This is a genomic window from Yersinia mollaretii ATCC 43969, assembly GCF_013282725.1.
Taxonomy (GTDB): Bacteria; Pseudomonadota; Gammaproteobacteria; order Enterobacterales; family Enterobacteriaceae; genus Yersinia; species Yersinia mollaretii.
Genome location: NZ_CP054043.1, coordinates 394,237 through 417,363, shown reverse-complemented (window position 1 = coordinate 417,363; position 23,127 = coordinate 394,237). Strand labels below are relative to the sequence as shown.

Here is a 23,127-nt window from a genome sequence, read left to right as displayed (position 1 = left end):
CTAGATTAGCTGTTAGCGCTCAATAGTCACTGCTGATGATTTTATAGGAATCGAGTTTCCCCCTTGGTTAAAGAGTGTGTTGTACCAAGATGCTGTAGGCAATAAGCATAATGTCACCTGATACAGAGGAACCCATTGGCCTGAGTTACTGTAGGGTGATAATTGTGCCATATCTTTGAGTGATCGGGTTGGTTTACAGCTGCCTGAATAATATTCTGGACTATTATGGGTATCGGGTTCTTTTAACCCCGTAGCGTTTGCAAAACTTAAACTCTCTATTTTCATCGTAACGTTTCTGTTGGACAATCCGGAATCTGATAGCATCTTTTTAGTCAGTGCTGTTAATTCATTATATTGTGCTTGAGATAGTTTTTCATTACCCCCGTATAATCTTCCTCGTTCCCTGACGATTCCGGTGATAGAGTATGAGATACGATCTAATTTACCGACAGTTGATTGGTGTGTTGCGACGGTAATCAACACCTTTATCAGCAGAGTGATAATGAAAACCACAAAAACAAACTCAACAATGACGGCCCCACAGCGGTTGAGAATAAAATTATTATGATTAATTTTCTTGTACAAAAATCACCTCGCGAGATAATAAATTATTAGCCCAGAGAGAGGGGATGGGAAAAAAAATAGGCTTATAAGTGTAACGTACTGTATAACTAGCCAATGTTTCATTTCTATTTGTCGACTTCATATTGTTATTAATAATATCTGATATGGTATTACTGAATTTTACATTCGCGGTAACAGCATTGTTTGCTGTGATAAAAGCTCCCAAAACACCTTGATGTATAATTAATTTTTCACGGAATAGTGTCTGATAGTCTTTACTGTCACTCTGCTCTTTATTTTTGGCTGACTTTGCTGCCTCTGAAACCGCTAGATCCAGACTGGCAGAGATATAAAACAAACGAGCTATTTCTGAACAGAACAGTAACGTAAAAATAAACAAGACGATGACGATAGAAAATTCAACTGTCACAGAACCTGTATTTGAGCGGAAAAATCGGAATCTCATCACGTGCATTAGGCTCCTTTATGACTCAGTTTTTCTTGGCTGAGTTGGCTTACCTGACTCAACGCTAATACCAATTCATCAGGATTTTCCGCTAACTTTTCAGCAACGATTATCTTTTTGGCATACTGGATGTCGCCTAGCTGGATCAGTGAAAATATCAAGTTATGCACCATTAAATGATTCCTTTTCCCTGCCAGATAGGCGGGTAACAGTATTCTCACCGCATCGGTATAGCAGTCATCAAGCATAGCGACAACCGCGAGATTGTTCATGGCCGTTTCGTCAGCAATAAACAAGGCGCGTGATTTGTCAAAAGCGGCTCCAGCTTTATCTGTCTCCCCACTATTGGCCAATATGATACCGTTCAAGTTATGTGCTTCAGCATTATTGGGCGAAATAATGAGTAGTTTACTCACGGCAAGTTGGGCAGCAATAGTATCATCGTTATTGATAAGATTCTTAGCTTGCAATAGATAGAAAGATTCGTTTTCTTTATTCACTATGGGATGCAAATAATATAATGATGATTTACTATCGCCAGCAAGATAGTAGGCATTGGCTAACTTTAATCTGGTTGAGTCATCCTCTCTTAATTTTAATTCATTGCGGTATAACGTAATTAGCCCACCGTAATTATTTGCTTTAAGTAAAATATTCTCACGATGAGATAATTCATCTCTGCTCATACTTTTGTTAGACGTACAACCACTTAATAGAGCAGTAAAGATCGTAATAGTGATAGCAGTTTTAATTATTTTGTACATAGGTAATTATCTCCAAAATGCTAGGTGATATAACTAATACGATAAAAGGTATTAGAATAAAGAGAAATAGTGGTATTGTCAGCTTTGCCGATAATTTACTGATTCTTTCTTCTGTGACTAATAACTGCATTTCTCTTATATCTTGAGACAGTTTAGTCAGTTGGTCGTAAACGGTAGAGCCAAAACTGATGCTGTATTGTAATGCACTACAAAACATTCTTATTTCTTTTGCCGTGGTGCACTGATGTAATTCCTTAATTGCACTCTCTAATCCATTTATTTCACCTCGCTTGGTCATTTTAAGCATGATAAAACTGATATCGGCATTGATTAATTTGAATTTTTTTGCTGAATAACTCAACGAATTGTCTATTGTCATTCCTGATTGAACACAGGCTGCAGTAATATCGATAAAAAATGGCAGTGATTTCAGGATGGATTCAGTTCTTTTTGTGATAATTTTTTTTATAATCATTTTTGGGAGGTATGATATTGCTATCAGAACAATCAATCCCACAGTCGCTATGTTTTTTAGATTGACAGTCATCATATCTGTTAATACCAATGCAGCAGTTGTTACAAGGGCTATAGAGATGGTCAATAACTTAAAATAAAAAATATTAGAAAGTAGAAAAGGCAACTCCATAAAATTAACAAGATCTTTCTCTTGAGTTATCTCTTCTTTTTTACGACCTTGTTTTTTTTCTTTATTATTGATTTTGTGAAATACTTCTACTTTATTCGATCTTGATTTTACCTTTAGTAAAAGCGCAAAAACAAAAATCACTAATGCGATGAATAGAGATATTTTCATAGCGCCTTCCCAAGCATAGTTCTTATTATGGTTATTCCAATTACTTCACTGAGGATAATATAATAAAACACCATTTTACCCATAGGATGATTCCACATAGATTCCATAGTGGCTGGATCAAGAAAGTAAAGCAAAGTAGAAAATACCAGTGGCATTAAGGATATAATATTGACTGACATTCGAGTCTGAGCTGTCATAACGGCTTTTTTTTGCTCAGATGTTTTGTTTTTATTTATCACCTGAGATAATCGACTAATCAGCTCTCTTAATTGTCCTCCTTGTTGGAGATTAAGCAAAATGATGGTGATAAGAAAATAGAACTCAGGGTAAAGAAAACGCTGATAAGCATCATTAAAAACAGCTTCCGGTGATTCGCCCAAATTCAATCTTCGGCAAATAAGGTCAAGCTCATCGCCTAATGGGCCACTGATCTCATTCCCGCAACGTTCTAATACTTGATTTATACTTGCACCACTGCTTGCTGCCATATTTATCATTAAAATAACTTCTGGCAGATCCCGCTTAAAGAGAGTGTGATGTGTTTTTCGTGATATTTTTAACTGAAAGAAGATAATGCTTGTTAATATAAAAATTAAAATAATAATGCTATTAAAATGAAGCCAATAGATATTTGCTGAATAAGCACCAATAGAATATAACACCGGAATAACCATGTGGATCTTGTTTTTATCCTTAATGATGGAGGATAAATATCGAATCCATTCTGAAAATATTTTTTTAGGTAAAACAATAAAAATACTGTCGCTTCTTAACTGCCTTTTCTTAGTATAACCAATAGACTTCTTTATTTTAATCCATTCTAGACTGCCTAACATCAGTAACAAAAATCCGGATGATAATATTATGTAATAGATCATTTTTCCACCATGGAGAAAATGCTACTTAATTCATTTGATAAATTGTATATTTCGGAATTTACCCTTACAGAGGAGCGACTCAATAGCCCATGATTGATAAATTCCCCTTGAATTTTTCCCTGTTGATCCCGCTCTTTAATGGGCTTAAATGAAAAAATATCCTGTAAGACAATATTTTCTCCCTCCATCCCCATGATTTCACTAATATTACGTATTTTTCGTGAGCCATCATTCATCCGTGAGACTTGAACAATAAGATTGATAGCAGATGCAATATTACGACGAATAGTAAAAATGGGCATATTAACTGGCCCCATCATGATCATACTCTCCAGTCGGGCAATGGCATCTCGAGGAGTATTCGCATGTAGTGTGGACATCGAACCATTATGACCGGTATTCATTGCTTGGAGCATTTCAAATGTTTCTTCACCACGACACTCACCAATAATAATCCTATCGGGGCGCATACGTAGTGAGTTAATCACTAAGTCTCGCATGGTGATCTGCCCGGTATTTTCCACACCCGCGAGCCGTGTTTCCATTCGGACAACATGCGGTTGTTCAAGATTCAGCTCAGCCGCATCTTCTAAGGTAATCACTCTCTCATTTTCAGAGATATACTTTGATAGCGCATTGAGTAATGTTGTTTTACCTGAGCCAGTGCCACCAGAGATAATAATATTGACCCGACAACTGGCTGAAATAATTAAAAAATTAGCCATGTCACTGCTCATTGCACCCATGTCGACTAAATCTTCTAATTTTCGTTTATTTTTACTAAACTTCCGAATGGAAAGTGATGTTCCATCTAAGGTTATAGGGCTGATTGCTGCATTGATCCGGCTACCATCAATTAAGCGAGCATCGGCCAGAGGTCTACCTTCATCAATACGGCGGTTCACTCGTTGCATTAAGCGTTTGGTAATATCTGTCAACTGCGTATTATTAATAAAACGGCGATTGGTTAAGGTTATTAACCCATAGCGCTCAATAAATATCTTTTCAGGGCCGTTGACCATAATATCACTGATGGATTCATCCTCCATTAGCTCTCTGAGCGGCCCAAATCCAGTAATTTCATCAGATATCATCTCAATTGATTTTTCCTGCTCTTGGGTCGTTAATTTATACTTGTTATCACTAAATAAAGCATAGAAAGTTTTTGAAAGTAGCTCAATAAGCTTACTGTAATCATCAACAAGATATTCCACCTTATCTATATCAATATTTGCCAGCATTTTTTCGCGGATTAACTCTTGCGTAGTTAATGATACATTCATGGGTTACCTTTTATTTTTTCAGGGATGTGATGATTTTCTTTATTAAAGTCCCACTATATGTTGATGAATCCATGCGGATACCTAATGTCTGACTGGCTAACTCAGTTATTGTTTTTTTCCTTCGGCCAAAATATTTTTGATCATTGAGTGAGTTGTTTTTCTTATATATATAAGGTGTTTTTATATCTATAGTTTTTCCTAATAATGATTGTATGTCCGAGATGTCTAACATATCTTTTGTTATTGGTCTACTTTCATTTACGCAAATTATTAACTTAACCGACTGTTTGTTATCTCGCTTAAAACGAGTATAAAAATCAATAAATTCTTTAGCAACACGAACTGATACCATACTATTGTCAAGCATAAGAACAATACAGTTAGAGTGTTCAATGTAATCTGCTAAATTTTCTTTTGTGGCATTATGAATTGATTGATCAAATATAATAAAATTATGTTTTTTGTTTTTCTGAATGTCAGCATCGCTTAATTTTTTATCTTTACACAGCATAAGATCAAAGTTCTTCTTATACTCAGTCAGCTCAGTACTCATCTTCTTTTCTGTAATAAGGTCCAGATCTTGCGATCCTTGATTACCTTGTAATAGCAAAGTGGGAGATTTTTTAATTTGAGTCATTTCATGGGCTAAATGATAGCTCATTAGCGTGGTACCTATTCCCCCTTTACACCCCAGCACACTGATAAAAAATGCTCTCCTTCCTGATTCTACCTGAATGCCTTTCAGTAAATGCTGTGTGAGTTCAGCAGATTGAGACTGCATATTTAAGTATAATAACCCGTGATCTGTAAACTGCTGTGCAATGCTGATTGAATCGATATCGCCGACTAATACACACCAACAGTCACGAGGAGTGTTATTTTTAATTAAATTAACTGTATCTTCTACATCGCAATTATTTCCTATGTCAATAATAACACCGACAGTTTGACCCGATAAATTAATAGTGACAGCATTAAATATGTCTTGCTCAATTTTTTTTATATTGTCAAAGTCAGTAAGTCGTATTTTTTCAGAAATCTCCTCGATTAACCACTTACGTGTAGAAATAATGGTAATAGTATTCTTAACTTTACTCTCTTTCCTACTGATCAATTCTTTATTGAGGATTAATTGCATATGTCACCATGGTAACTTGAATTTTTTCTATTGTTGCTAACAGCACATCCCATTTCACTGTTTTTTAAGTGACGATAGTCGTTAAGATTGTATTTGCAATGGTTATACTGAGTTTTGTCTCTGTTAGTGCTGTCTTTGCTGATGGCACTGAGTATAAGATCATTGTTTTTTATTAATGTAGATGCTCGGTCATTCTGAGTTGGCTTGATTGTTGATGCCGCCAGAGCAAGATGAGAAGATAAGATCAAACTCGTTATGATGAGTAATTTCATTTGATAAACCCGCCGTTACGCAGAAATTCCTTAGCTATTTTTTTACGTTTTACTTCCATAATAGGCGTTAAGTTAAAGAAACGCTCCAGTGTGGAGGTATGCATAAAATCGGGCAGTTCTACTTCTTTTTTTGAAACGGATTTAACCAGATTTACGGTGGCGATCACCACCAATTCAGTTTGATTTTGTTCAGTTTGTGCATTACGGAACAATGCCCCTAATATTGGAATATCGCCAATCAGTGGGATTTTCTTGAGTGATTCTCTTTCGGTGTGACTGATGAGTCCACCCAAGATAAAACTTTCCCCGTCTCCCAGTTCTAAGGTGGTTTCCGCCTTACGCGTTCTTAATGAAGGAATAGAGTCCCCTCCCTCAATGTTAAATGTTTTACCTATGCTACTCACCTCTTCATTGATATGAATGCGGATACGTTTTTTCTCATTGACTTTGGCACCGATATTCAATTTGATGCCAAATTCTTTATAAGAAACTGTTCTGCTATTTTCTGTCGTACTGATAATGGGTATTTCACCTCCGACTAAAAATGAGGCACTTTCGCCTGATAATACGGAGAGATTAGGTTCGGCTAAAATACGGGCAATCGAATCATCATTAATGGCATGAACCAACGTACTGATCCCTTTAGCATTGAATCTAATGAACTGAAAAGAGCCGACGGCATCCCCTGCGGTGCTCCAATCAACTCCGACATTTTCACTGAAATCCTTAGTGACTTCAGCGATGGTCAATTTGACATTCACTTGATTAGATTGCGGCAGTTTTATCTTATTAATGATATTTGAGTAATAAGGCGTATTAAAATATTGCCCCTTGCCAGATTCCTCTTTTTTACTGCCAATTGCTTCACCGACAAGAGTGGCTATGGTGTCTTTTTCCTCTTCTGACTCCACCTCTCCAGTTAAAATATAGCTATCACCTATTTTATCAATCTCAATGTGACTATCAGGATACTCCGCGATTATTCTTTTATTGGTGGCATTGATAATGTCATTGACCAAGACGGTTCTCTTAATGATCGGCTGATGATTGCGGCCGAATAGTATAAATTCTGCTGTTCCTTCTTTTTTTGCATAAACAATGATGCTATTTTTCCCGACGAGTTCATAGTCAGCGATAGCGGCTGAGGAAACAAAAACGGTATCTATCTCCTCTTGTGTTTCAATGGTATATGACTCACCAGAAGATAAGTAAGTTGATTTAGCCTTTGCCTTGTTAACGGCTATTTGGCCAATCGCGATGATAAATAGAAAGAGTAATATATTCCAGCGTAGAGACCTTGGTCTGGTTTCTTTCATCCTCTTAACTCTCTTATAGTGTGAAGTTTGGGTAAAATGTCATGTAAATTTTTTGATTTATATTTTTGATCACGAGGTTTAATACTCGGTATCAGAAAGATATCACCAGCTTTTTCTGCTATATGAATGAGATCAAGTTCATCAGTGCTAATGACGACATCTATATAACCAGCTAACCTATCTTTAGTCTTTTGATTATTGTTATTTATTTCTGATAATTCGCTAGTAGAATACTTATTTACTCTTATTATCCGCATATCGGGGATGATTTCGGTTAATGAGTAGCTCTGTTTTTTCCTGTCATTCATCTCGTTAGTATTAATAGAGATGCCATTTTCCGTGCCTTTTCTCTGATCTGTTTCAAGCGTTCTTAACTGAAATGAAAGTAAGTCACCTGCGCTTAATGTATCCAGTAGGTACTCTTCCAACTGTTTTATCTCTAATTTGTAAATTACCTCACCTTTTTTTAGAATTAGCCGACTAAATTCATTACTCTCGGGAGAGACTAACATTTCATGAGTAATATAAGATTCTGCAAGAACATTTGATCTCAGTAAATGGTGGTTAATATTTTCTATTTTCGATACATCACTTTTTACCCATTCACTTGATTCTGGTACTATAATTGTCTTTAGCGCGTAATCACCCTTAGCTAATATCGAGCCTGATGAGAGAGTACGGGTTGATTGTGCGAGCACAATACTCACTTCTTTCTCTTTGTTGAATTCGACTAAATTACCGATGGGGTTGTTTTCATCATCTCCGTTATTGCTGAGTATCCCTGTTATACCTATTGCCACAATGAAGAGTGATAATAATAGAAGAAATTTACGGTTCATGATTGATAACCTTTACACCATTATGTGGTTAACCTACTGACTGTTTAGGTAAACAGAGCTAATAAGAAGCCGATTGAAATGGCAACGGCATAAGGAACTCCTCGCTGTTGAATATCTGATCGATTAATCAGCATACCTATTATCATGACTACGCCGCCCATAATGGCAGTATAGAGAATGAAATCCAGTGATTGCCCTGGGGTCAAAGTAAGCAGTAAAACGGTTATTAATTTGACATCACCGCCTCCAATAAGATTGAAATGGAATATAATGTAGCCCGCTAGTAGCGCGAACAACGGGATGACTATACTAACCGTATTGTTTTTAGCAAAACCTAAGGCCAATGTAGTGATAGCGACAGTGATAATAAGTTTATTACTGACAATGCGGTGACGAATATCGCTATAGCAAATTAGCAATAGTTGTATTACTAATAATATAACCACTGAAATTTCAAATATATCCAATAAGCTATACTCACATTTTGTAATACTATGGCAACCTTAAGTTGCCATAGTACATTGATAAATTTATTACAGGATGCCAGTAACTGAACCTTTTGCCTGTGTGGTCAAATCGTTTACAAGCGTTACAAGTGTTGGTTTAGCCGCTGCAATAAGGACACCCGCTAAGGCAATAATCATCACGTACTCGATAATGGAACCACGATTGTCTTTCAAAAATGCCTGGGTGTTAAGTTGAGCTGCTACATAACCTTTAGTAATTAAGTTCATCATGTCTATTTCCTTTAAGTTTTTTATGGGGAATGCCCGTTGTTTTAACTGTGCTAGGTAGATAAGTTGCTACTGCCCGAATCGATACTATTAATTTCGCCTCGTTCGTAGTGGTAGCTATTAAACGGTTTTTTTTTGACGAATTCCTTTTTATTACCATCATTTACCCTTTTTAAATTACACTCATCTTACTCATAATATTAATGAGGTGAGTTGTTGCCATTGAATAAGATGATAATGATTAAGACTGAGAGAAATGAGAGCCAACAGAAAGAGAAAAAAGCTAACAGAGAAATTAATTTCTTCCAGCGGTGACTTTGTAAAAAACTCTGTTTTACTGGCGGCTGAGATACTAGAGTGATCGCATTTTTTATCGGCAGCGAGGGTGTGCTTATTTGTCTATTCTCAACCAGTGTGTCATCAGTCAATGTGTTATCTGCGGTTATTGACTGAATATTGTGACTATTTTGCTGCTGCTCTTTCTTATTACAAATCACTATCTGTTCTACTGAACCGGTGTAGCGCACACCTTTGCGTGGAATGGTATGAATCAGCGACTCTTTCAGCCCGACCTGAACGAAGGCTTTGCGTAGCATATAGAGCTGCCCGTAGTAGCTACTTTCGCTGACCGCCCCTCGTTGCTCTCTCCACACCTGATTAATAATCTGCTCTTTTGCCGTCACACCGCTGAGTAACAGCTGTAAAAACCTGATGTTATTCTCAGTTAATATGACAACTGTACCCTCTGGGCCATTTAAGCAACGTTGTGCGGGTGAGAACAGCACTGTTCTTTCTAATTTAAACACAGTCTCTTTATTCTCCATATTGATGGCTACCTATCCTATATAAAGTCTCTATTTATTATTGGATTGTTTTAAGCATTTACCTTTCATGGGTAAGCTCTACTTTGCTATGTGGCGACTTCTCTTTGAAACTTTTTATGTTCTTCTCTGTTTTTGGGATATGCAATAGTAGGGGTGAGAGTATTAAAATGTCATTTTGTTTTTTTATATCAATATTTCTTGGTATATTCTTGCATGAATAAATTATTATTAACAAGTCTGTGGTGAATATGATTGGGTTATTGTTTATTATTCATTACTTAATTTTCTTATTTTTTTATCATATATTATATTTTATGTTTTTTTAATTTTAACTAAATAGCGGTTGGCGAGCTGTTTTCTATATTTTTGACTTTATATTGTTTTTTTAACTTAAAATATAATATTTGTCTTTTATAAGATACAAATAGAGATGAGGAGTGAATGAGTGGTAAAGGTCTGAATCAGACCCTATTGAGGCGTGAAATGGGGGGCGTTATCGATATTAAGTGAATTAACTTACATTTCTGTGGATTCAGATTATCTGAGAGATAATCAGGTAGCAAAGAGAAAGCCCTAAGTCCTTTGAGGCAAGACTTAGGGCCAGAGTGATTTTTACTGCCGTTTTAATGGAAACTTGCTCTCTTTTTTATGCAGCAACATATATACCGCCGGAATCACCAGCATCGAAAGCAGCGGTGCACTGACCATCCCGCCAATCATCGGTGCCGCAATGCGCTGCATCACTTCTGAACCTGTACCGCCGCCCCACATAATAGGCAGAAGGCCCGCCATGATAGTGGCGACGGTCATGGCTTTGGGCCGAACCCGTAGCACGGCACCTTCGTGAATTGCGGCGCTCATCTGGCTGGCGGTCATGGCAATACCGGGTTGCTGATGCTTTTTCACCGCCTGATTAAGATAGAGCACCATGATGACACCAAACTCCGCCGCCACTCCCGCCAATGCAATAAAGCCCACGGCAGCAGCGACAGAAAAGTTATATTCCAGCCCATACAGCAGCCAGACACCGCCAATCAGTGCAAAGGGGAGTGTTGCCATGATCAGTGCGGCATCGCGGACACTGCTGAAAGTCACGTAGAGCAACACAAAAATGATCATCAGGGTGACAGGCAACACAATTTTTAGTTTTGCGGTGGCCCGTTCCAGATACTCAAATTGCCCAGACCAGCCGAGTGACACGCCCTCCGGCAGCTTCACCTGCTGTGCCACCGCCTGTTGCATCTCGGTGACGGCTGATTTTAAATCTCGCCCGCGCAGATCGATATACACCCAGTCGGATAGGCGCGCATTTTCACTTTTCAGCATCGGCGGGCCTTCCGTTACCTTAATATCGGCCAGTTCGGAGAGCGCCACTTGCCCACCATTGGCGGTCAGCACCGGTAAATCCCGCAGCTTTTGCAGTGAATCGCGAATTTCCCGTGGATAGCGCAGATTGATCGGGTAGCGCTCTCGACCCTCGATGGTTTCACCGATGTTTTGCCCACCGATTACTGTTGCCACCAGAGATTGCAGCTCTTTGACTGACACCCCATAGCGGGCTGCCCGCTTCCGGTCAATATCAATATCCACATAGCGCCCCCCAGCCAGCCGTTCAGATAGCGCCGAGGTTACCCCTGGCACCTTGCGCACCACTTGCTCAATTTGCTGGGCGACCTGCTCGATTTGTTGCACATTTTTGCCGTTAACTTTGATGCCAACCGGGCTTTTGATGCCCGTCGACAACATATCCAGCCGATTACGAATCGGCGGAACCCACAGATTGGCAATGCCGGGGACATTGACGGTGGCGTCCAGCTCCTCAATTAATTTCTCCATGGTCATCCCGGGCCGCCACTGATCTTTGGGCTTAAAGCGGATGGTGGTTTCGATCATGGTCAGTGGTGCGGGATCCGTTGCGGTCTCGGCCCGCCCGGCTTTACCAAAAACCGTGGCGACTTCCGGCACGGTTTTGATCAGGCGGTCGGTTTGTTGCAGCAAGTGGCTGGCTTCCCGCACCGAGATCCCCGGCAGGGTGGAGGGCATATAGAGCAAGTCGCCTTCATCCAGCGCAGGCATAAATTCGCTGCCTAAGCGACTGAGCGGATAGAGGGTTGCCAGCAGCAACATACCCGCAATTGCCAAGGTGGTTTTGGGGCGCGCTAATACAGCGGTGAGTACCGGATGATAGAGGGCGATCAGGGTGCGGTTAATCGGGTTAGCATTCTCATCGGGAATCTTTCCGCGAATAAAATAGCCCATTAATACCGGCACCAGTGTGATGGCTAACCCCGCCGAAACCGCCATGGCGTAGGTTTTGGTGAAGGCCAGCGGCGAGAACATCCGCCCCTCCTGCGCCTGTAAGGTGAAGACAGGAATAAAGGATAAGGTGATGATTAATAGGCTGCAAAAGAGAGCCGGGCCGACTTCAATGGCCGCCTGCTCTGAAATGCGCCAATAGTCCTGACTGACGGGAGTTTGTCCGGGGTGATCCCGCCGCCACTGCTCCAGCACTTTGTGCATGTTCTCGATCATCACGATCGCCGCATCCACCATGGCCCCGATAGCAATGGCGATACCGCCAAGTGACATGATATTGGCATTAACCCCCTGATAGTGCATCACGATAAATGCGCCCAGAATCCCCAGCGGCAGGGTGATGATCGCCACCAGTGCCGAGCGGAAGTGGAACAGGAATAGTGAGCAGATGACCGCGACGACGAGAAACTCCTCCAGCAGCTTAAATGAGAGGCTGTCGATAGCTTGGGTGATCAGTTGCGAGCGGTCATACACTGGCACGATCTCCACGCCCGCGGGTAGGCTGTGCTGAATCTGTTGCAGCTTCTCTTTCACGCCATTGATGGTTTCCAGCGCATTTTTGCCGTAACGCATCACGATGATGCCTCCGGCCACTTCCCCCTCGCCGTTCAGCTCCGCTACTCCACGGCGCATCTCTGGCCCCATGCGCACAGTAGCGACATCGGAGAGCAAAATAGGGATGCCATCACGGGCGGTAATCACGATATTCCTAAAATCATCCGGTGTTTTCAGGTAGCCGCTGGCGCGCACCATATACTCGGCGGCCCCCATCTCCAGCACCGAGCCGCCCCCCTCCTGATTGCTGTCGGCAATGGCGCTGGCAATCTGTTGATGGGAGAGATTCAGCGCGCGCATCCGTTCGGGGTCGAGCACCACTTGGTACTGGCGCACCATGCCGCCGACACTGGCGACTTCCGAGACGTTCGGCACGGTTTTCAGCTCAAATTTCAGTGTCCAATCCTGCAAGGCGCGCAGATCCGCCAAACTGTGTTTACCGCTTCTGTCGATTAGGGCGTATTCATAGATCCAGCCGACGCCCGTGGCATCCGGACCCAACGAGGCTTTGGCTTCAGCGGGCAGGGTGGATTGTACTTGGCTGAGATACTCCAGTACCCGTGAGCGCGCCCAGTAAGGATCAGTGCCATCGTCAAACAGCACATAGACGTAGGCATCGCCAAACATCGAGAAGCCGCGCACGGTTTTGGCTCCGGGCACCGAAAGCATGGTGGTGGTGAGTGGGTAGGTGACCTGATCCTCCACCACCTGCGGCGCTTTACCGGGGTAACTGACGCGAATAATCACTTGCGTATCAGAGAGATCCGGCAGCGCATCGAGCGGGGTCTGTTGCAGTGACCAGATCCCCCACGCGGCCATCATCACTGCGCCGAGTAGCACTAGCAGCCGGTTACGCAGTGACCAGCGGATAACGGCGGCAATCATAAGTGGCCCCCATGAATATCAGCACTGCTATTGGGTTTTACCGGCTGGATCTGGCGGATCTGCGCCCCTTGATCATTGAGGATAAAGGTGAAATTAACCTGACTCCCGACCGCGATTGTCGGGGATAACTTACCTGCGGGCAGCAGGAAATCCATGGTCATCGTCCCCCATTTTAGGGCCGCTATCGGGCCGTGAGACAGGGTAATGGTCTGCCCGTTGATCGCTTTGACCTCCCCTTGCACCGAGTAGACATCCACCGGATTGCCCGCCGCACTTTCTGCTGCACCCTCTGCACCCTCTGCGCCACTCGCCATTGGCGGCGTGAGGGGGGCTGGCGCGTCCTCCATTTGCGGCAGGGCGCTTTGCAGACTGGCTTCCGAATCAATCAGGAATTGCCCCGAGGTGACCACTAACTGACCCACCTCCAGCCCGGATTTTATCTCGACCCAACCGTCTTGAGTTTGCCCTGCGCTGACCGCTATCGGCTTAAAGTGACCCTCTCCTTGCGCCAGTAAAACGGTGTTGCGGTTGCCGCTCATCAGCAGGGCTTCCTGCGGGATCGCCAGCACTGGGGGGAGTGTATCGGCTGATGCTGATTGCACACTCAGGTACATACCCGGTTTGAGTTTCTGTTGCGGATTCTCTAGCACCACCCGCGCTTTGAGGGTGCGGGTAGCGAGATCCATATTGGGCAGTAATTCGCTGACTGTGCCGTGGAACGTCTCACCCGGCCAACTGGCGGTGGTGGCGGCAATGGTGCTGCCGAGCGTGACCAAACTGGCTTGCGATTGCGGATAATCGACCACAATCCACACTGGATCGAGGCTGGCGAGTTCAAACAGGGATTGTGTCGCGGTGACTTGCGAACCGGCACGAATATCCAGCTTATTGACATAGCCATCAGACGGAGCGCGCAAGGTCACCCGTGTTTGCGGCTGACCCCTTTTTTCGACACTGCGAATCACCTCTTCGGGCATAAATTGCAGTTGTAGCCGCTGGCGGGCGGCGGCGGTTAACGCGCTATCGCCCAAGGTGCGGATCGCCAAATACTCTTGCTGCGCGGCACTCCAATCCGGCACCCATAATTGAGCCAATGGCTGGTTTTTCGTGACGGGCTGCTGATTGGCGCGCACATACAACTGCTCAATAATGCCGTTAGCTCGCGCGGCGATCACCTGCACGCTGCGTTCATCAGTCGCCACTGTGCCATAGCCATTGAGGTGATAGTTGAGTGAGCGCATCTCAGCGGGTGCGGTGCGAACCCCCAGATTTTGCTGTTGGCGGGCGCTAATGGTCACGCCGCCATCATCAGCACTCTCTCCGGCATAGCGCGGTACCAACTCCATATCCATAAAGGGCGATTTACCCGGTTTATCAAAGCGCTGACCGGGCGACATCGGATCGTACCAATAGAGCACGGTGCGGCTATTGTCTGCTGCGGCATCGGCGTGGGTTGCGACAGCAGCAGGGGGTTGGGACGTGGGTTTCCCTAATAGATAGCCAGTCAGCCCACTGACCACCGCGACGGCGACTAAGGTGAAACTCAGTTGTTTTTTCATTGCGCGCTCTCCTGCGGGGTCAGATAACGGATGGCGGCCCAAGTGCGGGCTAACTCTCTGGCGGCATTGCTGGCGTTGAGCTGGCTATCGAGGAGGGCGCGCCGCGCTTCCAGTACACTGCTCAAGTCACTTTTATTGGCCTGATATTGTGCCATCATCAAATTAACCCGTTGTTTTTGCAACGGTAATACTTCCTCTGTCTGCCGTTGCCATAGCTGCTGGGTAGCCTGATATTGCGCCAATAGCGTGTCAAGCTGCGCCCGATGATCGCGGGTCAGTAAGGTCAGTTGGTCGTTGGCCTCCATCGATCGCGAGACGTCAGCGGCGTAGTCTTTGTCTTGACGCTGTGAGCGGAACAGCGGCAGATCGACCGTCACCATCACGCCCGCCATATCCTCATACTCGTCCGCCCGTTTGGCGTAATAAACTTCAATGCCAATATCGGGGGTGGCAGCAATGGCGGACTGGGCAGAGCGGGCTTTGGCGACATCCGCCTCACGGCTGGCGAGCAAGATTTCCGGGTGCTGATTGATGGCCTCGCGCAAGAGGGTGATCTCGGCAGGTAGGCGGGTGAAGTGGGGCAAGGAGCCGCTGATGTGATTGACCTCAATGCCAGTCAACTGGGTCAGTTGGGTTTGCGCCAAGGCGACATCCCGCTGTGCAGTCGTCAATCTGTCCTGCATGGCCGAGAGTGTCAGGCGGGCATCCAGCACTGAGCTGGGGAGTGCGCCACCGCTGGCCACCCCCGCTCGTTGTAGCGCGACCTGTTTTTCGCTCTCCTGTACCAGCACTTTGGCAGCGCTGACGGCCTGCTCAGTTAAGGCCAGATCCAGCCACGCCTGCGCGGCCTCTTTTTGCAGCCGAGTGCGGATGGTTTCGCTGCCCGCTGCGGTTTTACGCGCTTCGGCACTTAGGGTATCGGCCTTTCTTTGCCGCTTATCACTGCTGATATAGTCCTGCATGATGCCGACGCGCTGCATGGTCATGCCCTCGCGGGTAAAGCGCCGCGCATTGCTGCCGCCAACCGGCAGGTTTTCAATGCCGAACTTTAGTTTGGGATCAGGGAGTTGGGTGGCGGAACTGGCCATATTCTCCAACGCATTGACCTGATGCTGATTGGCCGAGAGTTCAGCCGAATAGCGCTCTGCGGAGGTGAGCGCCTGTTCCAGCGTGATATCTGCCGCGTAACCGACAGCGGGCAAGCTGAGCGCCGCCGCCATCAACACGTGGGCAAATCTTAAACGCCATGCAGCCGTGGGCCGCCCCTGCGATGGGTGATGAAGTGATGAGTTCATGGTAACTCCCGCCTTACGGCTGTTGCGCTGAAATGGCGGTCAACTGATAGCCCTGAGGGGTTTGGCGAAAGCTGAATGTGACAAGCGCGCCGACGGGCAATGGCGTTGCGACCAGATTTTCTGGCAGATCGAAAGTCATGGTCATGGGTGGCCAGTTCAGCGCCGGAATGGCAGGGTGGGCGATGGCGACACTGCTGGCGCTCCAGACTTTCACCTGCCCGCGAGAGTGGTAATTATCGGCATCAGTGGCGGGAGCATCTGCCATCATTGCCCCATGATGGTGGGACATCGGCATACTGTCGGTCATGGATTCAGTCGCGGCGAACAGAGGTGCAGAGAAAATAATCCCAGCGCAGAACAGAAGGCCCGCCATCGCGGAGGTAGCAGTAGATAAGGAACTCATAGGAATCACTCCAGAACATAAAATAAGCGCAATACACCGCACGAAGGCGGCCTGAAAAATGCGGTTAACTCTGTCTGGATCTACTCTCTAAATCGGCAGAAAACGATCTCGGTGGGGGGGCCAACAATGGGGGGCGTCTGCCAGTCAAGGCGATGGATGCGCGGGTTTTGCTGCACATCTGCCAGCACCAGTTCTGTATTAGTCGGCAGGGCTGCCAATACTAACATGCCGCTGTCAGACTGCACCGAGTCAGGGATGCAGTGCTTTTCGCACAGGGCGTTTTGCGCCTGACCATGAGGCATTTCCGCCATCGATGGCATATCTTGCATCTGGTTCTGCAAATGCCCTTGGTGCTGAGTAAAAACGGGCGAGGCGGCAGGGGTGATATCACATTGATGGCTGGCAACGGCCAATTGCGCATTGAGGATCAACCAGCAGGCAAGCAGCAGCAGACCGCACATGCGCTTCTTGCTAGCGCGCATCCGATGCATAAGCTGTGCTGTTCCCCTGAATGCTGGCATTTTTTACCTGAATGAGTGGCGGTATGAAATCATGCTGTCAGCGAGTATAGGACTATCCCCCTGTTTTTAGAATGGTTTTGTCCGGTTATGCAGATTGGGCAGAAAGGTTGCGAAAAAGTTAGTGTGCTGAATATATTCTATTTTTTTTCAAATCCAGGGCCGAAATGGCGTAAATCGTGGTAAAAATTTACTTTTCTTTAATCAAGGGTCGGCGAGCGAGAGAAATTACACTGATCTATGGGTGTTGTAATCAATAATGATTCTCAATATGATTTGTATCATATCCCTACCTAGTTTGAGCCGACTAAAAAAGGACCGCTTGTGAGCGTGGCGAAACACCATCCAGACAGTCAGCAGTTGTTGAACTCCCCCATGGCAGGCAGTGATGTCTGGTGGCAGCAGATTGCACAGTGGGGCACGCCGCTGACAGAACCGGCGGGCGAGGGCAAAGTTAAACTGACATTTCTCTGGCGCGATCGGCAGGGCAAGGCGAGTGACGCGGTTTTTAGCCGGGTCTATATCGACGTCAACGGGGTGACTGATCACCACAGTGTGAACCCTGAAACCCTCCAGCGGTTGGGGCAGACGGATGTCTGGTATTGGCAAGCGGAGGTGGCATCTGACTTTCGCGGCAGCTACAGTTTTATTCCCGCCCCCGCCGAGAAAAGTTTGAATTTACCGCAAGGCAGCCCGCAGGAGCGGCGTCTGGCGCAGCGCAATGGGTGGCTCTCACTGATGGAGCTGGCGGAAAACGACCCGCTAAATTTGACTGCCGCCCATGCCAGCTATCGGGGTAAGCCGCTTTCGGCGGTGCATTTAGCCGATGCTTTGCCACAGACGGCTTGGCAACCGATTGATGCGGGCCAATCACTTCCGCCGGACCCGCAACGGCTGCAACTGATCACATGGCACAGCCCATTATTGGGCAACAGTCGCCATGTGTGGATTTACTCTACGCGCGGGGCCAAAAGCAATAATGGCGCTAAAAATCTGGCTGATCGGCCATTGGCTATCTTGCTGGATGGCCAGTATTGGGCGCAGCGGCAGCCACTATTTGGCGTGCTGGATAATGAAACTGCCGCTGGCCGCCTACCTGCCACGGTGTATGTGTTGATAGATATCATTGACCAAGCGCATCGTTCGCAGGAACTGCCCTGCAATCCGAATTTCTGGCAGGCGCTGCAAACGGAACTCCTACCGCAAGTGGCCGAGCTGCAACCCTTTACTGAACTGGCCTCCCGCACTGTCGTGGCGGGGCAAAGCTTCGGCGGATTGGCGTCGTTATATGCCGGATTACACTGGCCGCAGCGTTTTGGTTGTGTGCTGAGTCAATCGGGTTCGTTCTGGTGGCCAGATGTCGACAATCTTAGGATGTTGGCAGCGGAAACGGCAGAGCATCAGGGCTGGTTGACCGATCAAGTGTTGCAGGGGCTGGGGGCTAATCACCCATTGAATATATTTATGGAAGCAGGCCGCTACGAGGCTGTGATTTATCAGGTCAATGAAGTGATGAGTGAAGCCCTACGCCGCGCGGGGCATCGATTGCAGTATCGGGTTTATAGCGGGGGGCATGATTCGCTTTGCTGGCGAGGGGGGTTAATTGAGGGATTAGGGGGATTACTAGGATCAGGGTTTGGTTGATATTCTGTTCAGGCGCTCGGTTCGGTTGACATGAGATCGCCGTTCACTTGGCCTCCGCAATAGATCGGATCTGGTTTCGGTTGATAATCGACTCGGTGATTGGTTCGGTTGACATGAGATCGGTGCTCACTTGGCCTCCGATGCTCCAACCGCCAAAGAGGTCACAAGCGCGTGACCCCTTTGGAATCCCCGCGCTAGCGCACGTATCGCTTGCCCACTTCGTGGGTACCCTCGCTCATCATTACGCTGACGGAACGCCGTGATTCGCTCCTGCTCAAGCACGGCTCGCTCGGCATCCATGCCTCACGTCCTACCTTCATTCTTCACTCGGTAGCTCAAATGTGCTTTTAACACCAAGGTCAAAACCCCAGTTTTGATTTTGCCTTTCTCTTTTGACCTTAAGCGCAATCAGAGATATTGCCGACGAGGATGGAGGGTAGAGTGAGCGGGCATGGACGCCCGCGAAAAGCGCGCTTGAGCATGGATGCGACAACACTGCGAAGCAGTTTTGAACAACGCTTGCGTTGGCCCGAAGGGTAGCCTCGAAGAGGCAATAATCGCGCTGGCTCGTCAGCCCGAAAGACGTGGGAGGTTTACCCGCAGGGCAATATTCCGCGCAAGGCGCGGGTGTTGGGCCGCCGCCCTGCGGCCCGACTCGGTTGAGGCTGGGGAGGTCAAGTAAGCACCGAGCGAATATCAACCGAAACCTGATCCGATCTGATTTACTGAAACTGAAACTGAAACTGAAACTGAAACTGAAACCTAAATCAAAACCAAATTGAGCCTTAACCCTTATACCTCCCCCTCGGAATCACCAACGGCGTCCCCGAAACCGGATCATCAATAATCAAACACGGCATACCAAACACCTGCTCCACCAACTCAGCGGTGATCACCTCACGCGGTTTACCTTGGGCCACAATCTGCCCGTCGCGCATGGCGATAATATGAGTCGCGTAGCGGCAGGCGTGGTTGAGATCATGCAAAACTGCTACCAACGTGTGGTGGTGTTGCTGATTAAGGTGGCTGAATAACTCAAGCAAATCAATCTGATGGGCGATATCCAAATAGGTAGTTGGCTCATCCAGCAGCAGTAGCGGGGTTTGCTGTGCCAGTACCATGGCGATCCATACCCGCTGGCGCTGCCCGCCAGATAGGGCATCAACTGATCTATCAGCCAGTTCAGTGACGCCCGTTGCTTGCATCGCGTGACTGACGGCCAGCTTATCGGCCTGTGTCCACTGCTGTAATAGCTTCTGGTGGGGATAGCGACCCCGCGCCACCAGATCCAACACGGTAATGCCGTCCGGCGCTTGCGAGCTTTGCGGCAATAAACCCAAATGGCGGGCAACCTGCCGGGTATCAATGCTGGCGATATTCTTGCCATCCAAAATCACCTGACCCGCCAGCGGTTTCAGCAAACGGCTCAAGGCGCGGAGCAGTGTCGATTTGCCACAGGCATTGGGGCCGACGATCACCGTGAACTCGCCGTCGGGAATGGCGACACTCAAATTTTGGCTAATTATCTTGCCGTCATAACCCAGAGTCAGGGCATCAGCCTGCAAACGGGGTGTGGTGCTCGCTGGGTTAACAATACTCATGATCGTCCGGACTCCCGGATTAAAAGCCAAATAAGATACAGCCCGCCGATACTGATTGTGATAACCCCGACCGGCAGTTGATTAGGTAAAAACAGGTGTTGGGCGCAGAGATCTGCCGCAATGAGGAGTAGCGCCCCCATCAATGCTGAGGCGGTTAACGTCACTGACGATGTTCCCGCCAGACGCCGTGCAATTTGTGGTGCGGCTAAGGCAATAAAGGAGATCGGCCCCGCAGCGGCGGTGACGGCAGCCATCAGAATCACGCCAATCGCCATCAGGCTCAAGCGCGTTCTCTCCACCGGAACCCCTAACGCGCCAGCGGCATCATCGCCCATCTCCAGCAGCGGCATACGGCGGCTCAGTAGCATCGCGGCCAATATAGCAATGGCGATAAACAGCACTGAAGGTAGACCTTTTGCCCACGTCAGACCATTGAGCGAACCCGCCCCCCAAGCCGCCGCCGTCATGGCGGACTCCAGCGACGCGGTGATCGTCAGCCAAGTATTGAAGGCGGTCAACATGGCACTCATGGCAATGCCGACAATAATCAGCCGAAAGCCCTGAATCCCCTGCCGATAGGCCAGCAAGTAGACCGCCATGGCGGAGAGTAAGCCCCCCACGAGTGCGCTACTGGCAATCTCAAAATAGTTGCCATTAAACAAAGTGATGGCGACCAGTGCGCCAGTGTAAGCACCCACATTGAAGCCGATAACGTCAGGGCTACCCAATGGGTTGCGTACCAATGATTGAAATATCGCGCCACTGATTCCTAGCGCCGCCCCGAAAATCAGCGCCATGACGGCACGGGGTAAGCGCCATTGATTGACGATAATATCCACGGTGCCGTGGGCTTTGCCGAACAGAGCACTGACCACTTGTGCGGGGGAGAGCGACAGTGTGCCCGCCATTAACGCCAGCAGCGCGCCCAGTAAACAGGCCAGCAATAACAGGCCGCCCACCAGCAAACTGCGTGACCGGACACGTAAGTTTATCGGGCCATCGGAACGACCCAATAGCCACGCGGATGTGGCAGACTTCATAGTGTGGTCATCCTTTTGTTACTTCGCACCAGCCAGATCAGGATCGGTGCGCCAATAAATGCGGTCACGATGGAAACCCGTAATTCGCCCGGCACCAAAAAGCGCCCAATAATGTCGGATACCAATAACAGAATCGGTGTGATTACCAGCGTGAATGGCAGAATCCAAGCTTGATTTGGCCCGACGATCCAGCGAGCAATATGGGGAACCATCAGGCCAATAAAGGCGATAGGGCCGACGGCGGCAGTCGCGGCACCACACAATAACGTGATGGTGATCACCGCCCAAAATTGGGTTCGGGCAATGCGCGCGCCAATGGCTGCTGCCAGATCTTCCCCCATATGCATGGCATTCAGCGACCGCGCCAGTAACAGGGCAATAAGGCAACCCAGTAAAATGACCGGGGCGACGGCGGTCACCACCGACATGTTGCGGATATCCAGCGAACCGGCTTGCCAGAAGCGGACACTGTCGTAAACCTGCGGATGAGTCAGCGAGATACCGGAGGTGATGCCGGTTAATACCGCGCCAATCGCGACGCCAGAGAGAGTCAGGCGCAGAGGATTCACTCGCCCGCCGCCCATCGCGCCGACCCAATAGACCACCAGTGTGGTGATCAAGGTGCCGATAAACGCAGAGATCATGTAGCCGTAAATGGCGTGTGCGCCAAACACAACGATACCGATGACCACGGCAAAACTGGCCCCCGCATTCACCCCGAGAATACCGGGATCAGCCAGCGGGTTGCGGGTCAGGGCTTGGATCACCGCGCCAGACAACCCCAATGCGGCCCCCGCGAGGACTCCAATCAAGGTTCGCGGCAGGCGTGATTCCAATATCAAAATGCTATCGGCGTTGTGGACCTCACCGAGTAGGCTATGCCACACCACGGAGAAGGGAATCGCTTTGGCCCCGAACATCAGGCTAGCCGCCATCACCAGCATCAATATAAGGATGCTGAAGAACAGCAATAGAGCGCGTCGGCGCTCTGTTTGCGCACCTAGAGTGGACGCTGATTTCAGCGTTGATGATGATGGATCTGAGGAATAAGCCGCTGGCATTGTTACTCTTATTTAACAAATGATTATTTTTTTAACAAATGATTATTGTTATCGATTTGATTATCATTATTATTTGCTGGGGTTATGTTAGCACGAGTTTTTATGGGAGAGGAGAGGGGATTTATTACCATTCGGTAGGTGCAGATTAGTGATTCGGTTGATATTCAGTTTAGGCGGTCGGTTCAGACGATCGGTTCGGTGATGGGTTCGGTTGACATGAGATCGGCGCTCACTTGGCCTTCGATGCCCCAACCGCCAATGGGGTTACAAGCGCGTAACCCCCTTGGAACCCCTGCGCTAGCGCACGTATCGCTTGCCCACTTCGTGGGTTCCCTCAATCATCGCTCCGGCTGACGGA

21 protein-coding genes are annotated in these 23,127 nt (G+C 47.1%); 1 reads left to right on the top strand and 20 read right to left on the bottom strand.

Features of this window, described 5'->3' with window-relative positions:
• Nucleotides 1-12 precede the first annotated feature (12 nt).
• From tadF to HRD69_RS01710, 17 genes are all read right to left on the bottom strand, one after another.
• Nucleotides 13-585 (bottom strand): tight adherence pilus pseudopilin TadF, encoded by a 573-nt coding sequence (gene tadF, locus HRD69_RS01790; RefSeq protein WP_032814075.1) that lies wholly within the window; start codon nt 583-585, stop codon nt 13-15.
• Nucleotides 569-1,039 (bottom strand): TadE/TadG family type IV pilus assembly protein, encoded by a 471-nt coding sequence (locus tag HRD69_RS01785; protein WP_032814076.1) that lies wholly within the window; start codon nt 1,037-1,039, stop codon nt 569-571. The genes tadF and HRD69_RS01785 overlap by 17 nt, the downstream gene beginning before the upstream one ends.
• Nucleotides 1,039-1,794, bottom strand: coding sequence for a tetratricopeptide repeat protein (locus HRD69_RS01780; protein ID WP_032814077.1), 756 nt, complete (start codon nt 1,792-1,794; stop codon nt 1,039-1,041). Before HRD69_RS01780 ends, HRD69_RS01785 begins: the two co-directional genes overlap by 1 nt.
• Nucleotides 1,778-2,608: a type II secretion system F family protein gene (locus HRD69_RS01775; protein WP_032814078.1), complete on the bottom strand. Its 831-nt coding sequence runs from the start codon at nt 2,606-2,608 to the stop codon at nt 1,778-1,780. Before HRD69_RS01775 ends, HRD69_RS01780 begins: the two co-directional genes overlap by 17 nt.
• Nucleotides 2,605-3,486 (bottom strand): type II secretion system F family protein, encoded by an 882-nt coding sequence (locus HRD69_RS01770; RefSeq protein WP_032814080.1) that lies wholly within the window; start codon nt 3,484-3,486, stop codon nt 2,605-2,607. Before HRD69_RS01770 ends, HRD69_RS01775 begins: the two co-directional genes overlap by 4 nt.
• Nucleotides 3,483-4,769, bottom strand: coding sequence for a TadA family conjugal transfer-associated ATPase (locus HRD69_RS01765; protein WP_004874875.1), 1,287 nt, complete (start codon nt 4,767-4,769; stop codon nt 3,483-3,485). The genes HRD69_RS01770 and HRD69_RS01765 overlap by 4 nt, the downstream gene beginning before the upstream one ends.
• A gap of 10 nt (nt 4,770-4,779) precedes the next feature.
• Nucleotides 4,780-5,907 carry a CpaE/TadZ family protein gene (locus tag HRD69_RS01760; protein ID WP_004874876.1) on the bottom strand — a complete coding sequence of 376 codons (1,128 nt, stop codon included), beginning with the start codon at nt 5,905-5,907 and terminating at the stop codon, nt 4,780-4,782.
• 268 nt (nt 5,908-6,175) lie between these two features.
• On the bottom strand, nt 6,176-7,495 hold the full coding sequence (locus HRD69_RS01755; RefSeq protein WP_032814083.1) for a type II and III secretion system protein family protein: 1,320 nt from the start codon (nt 7,493-7,495) through the stop codon (nt 6,176-6,178).
• Complete coding sequence (locus tag HRD69_RS01750; protein ID WP_004874878.1) at nt 7,492-8,334, bottom strand: hypothetical protein; 843 nt, start codon at nt 8,332-8,334, stop codon at nt 7,492-7,494. The genes HRD69_RS01755 and HRD69_RS01750 overlap by 4 nt, the downstream gene beginning before the upstream one ends.
• A 44-nt stretch (nt 8,335-8,378) precedes the next feature.
• Complete coding sequence (locus tag HRD69_RS01745) at nt 8,379-8,801, bottom strand: A24 family peptidase (protein WP_032814085.1); 423 nt, start codon at nt 8,799-8,801, stop codon at nt 8,379-8,381.
• A gap of 66 nt (nt 8,802-8,867) precedes the next feature.
• Nucleotides 8,868-9,071 (bottom strand): hypothetical protein, encoded by a 204-nt coding sequence (locus tag HRD69_RS01740; protein ID WP_032814086.1) that lies wholly within the window; start codon nt 9,069-9,071, stop codon nt 8,868-8,870.
• Between the two features lie 197 nt (nt 9,072-9,268).
• A complete protein-coding gene (locus HRD69_RS01735) occupies nt 9,269-9,892 on the bottom strand; it encodes a winged helix-turn-helix domain-containing protein (RefSeq protein ID WP_004874880.1) in 624 nt (207 codons plus the stop codon).
• A 612-nt stretch (nt 9,893-10,504) separates the two neighbouring features.
• Nucleotides 10,505-13,648, bottom strand: a complete 3,144-nt coding sequence (locus tag HRD69_RS01730; protein ID WP_032814089.1) for an efflux RND transporter permease subunit — start codon at nt 13,646-13,648, stop codon at nt 10,505-10,507.
• A complete protein-coding gene (locus HRD69_RS01725) occupies nt 13,645-15,207 on the bottom strand; it encodes an efflux RND transporter periplasmic adaptor subunit (RefSeq protein WP_032814091.1) in 1,563 nt (520 codons plus the stop codon). The genes HRD69_RS01730 and HRD69_RS01725 overlap by 4 nt, the downstream gene beginning before the upstream one ends.
• Nucleotides 15,204-16,502: a TolC family protein gene (locus HRD69_RS01720; RefSeq protein WP_032814092.1), complete on the bottom strand. Its 1,299-nt coding sequence runs from the start codon at nt 16,500-16,502 to the stop codon at nt 15,204-15,206. The genes HRD69_RS01725 and HRD69_RS01720 overlap by 4 nt, the downstream gene beginning before the upstream one ends.
• A 13-nt stretch (nt 16,503-16,515) precedes the next feature.
• Nucleotides 16,516-16,905: a copper-binding protein gene (locus HRD69_RS01715; RefSeq protein WP_032814093.1), complete on the bottom strand. Its 390-nt coding sequence runs from the start codon at nt 16,903-16,905 to the stop codon at nt 16,516-16,518.
• An 80-nt stretch (nt 16,906-16,985) separates the two neighbouring features.
• Nucleotides 16,986-17,396 carry a hypothetical protein gene (locus tag HRD69_RS01710; RefSeq protein WP_050413192.1) on the bottom strand — a complete coding sequence of 137 codons (411 nt, stop codon included), beginning with the start codon at nt 17,394-17,396 and terminating at the stop codon, nt 16,986-16,988.
• 402 nt (nt 17,397-17,798) lie between these two features.
• Here HRD69_RS01710 and fes point away from each other — a divergent pair, with 402 nt between their 5' ends.
• Nucleotides 17,799-19,067, top strand: a complete 1,269-nt coding sequence (gene fes / locus HRD69_RS01705) for an enterochelin esterase (protein WP_050413194.1) — start codon at nt 17,799-17,801, stop codon at nt 19,065-19,067.
• A gap of 785 nt (nt 19,068-19,852) precedes the next feature.
• Here the strand turns inward: fes and HRD69_RS01700 are convergent.
• From HRD69_RS01700 to fepD, 3 genes are read right to left on the bottom strand one after another with little or no spacing between them, the layout of a single operon-like run.
• The gene (locus tag HRD69_RS01700; RefSeq protein ID WP_032815657.1) at nt 19,853-20,668 is read right to left on the bottom strand and encodes an ABC transporter ATP-binding protein; all 816 of its coding nucleotides are present in this window, start codon (nt 20,666-20,668) and stop codon (nt 19,853-19,855) included.
• The gene (gene fepG, locus HRD69_RS01695; RefSeq protein WP_032815659.1) at nt 20,665-21,708 is read right to left on the bottom strand and encodes an iron-enterobactin ABC transporter permease; all 1,044 of its coding nucleotides are present in this window, start codon (nt 21,706-21,708) and stop codon (nt 20,665-20,667) included. The genes HRD69_RS01700 and fepG overlap by 4 nt, the downstream gene beginning before the upstream one ends.
• A complete protein-coding gene (gene fepD, locus HRD69_RS01690; RefSeq protein WP_032815662.1) occupies nt 21,705-22,769 on the bottom strand; it encodes a Fe(3+)-siderophore ABC transporter permease in 1,065 nt (354 codons plus the stop codon). Before fepD ends, fepG begins: the two co-directional genes overlap by 4 nt.
• Nucleotides 22,770-23,127 lie beyond the last annotated feature (358 nt).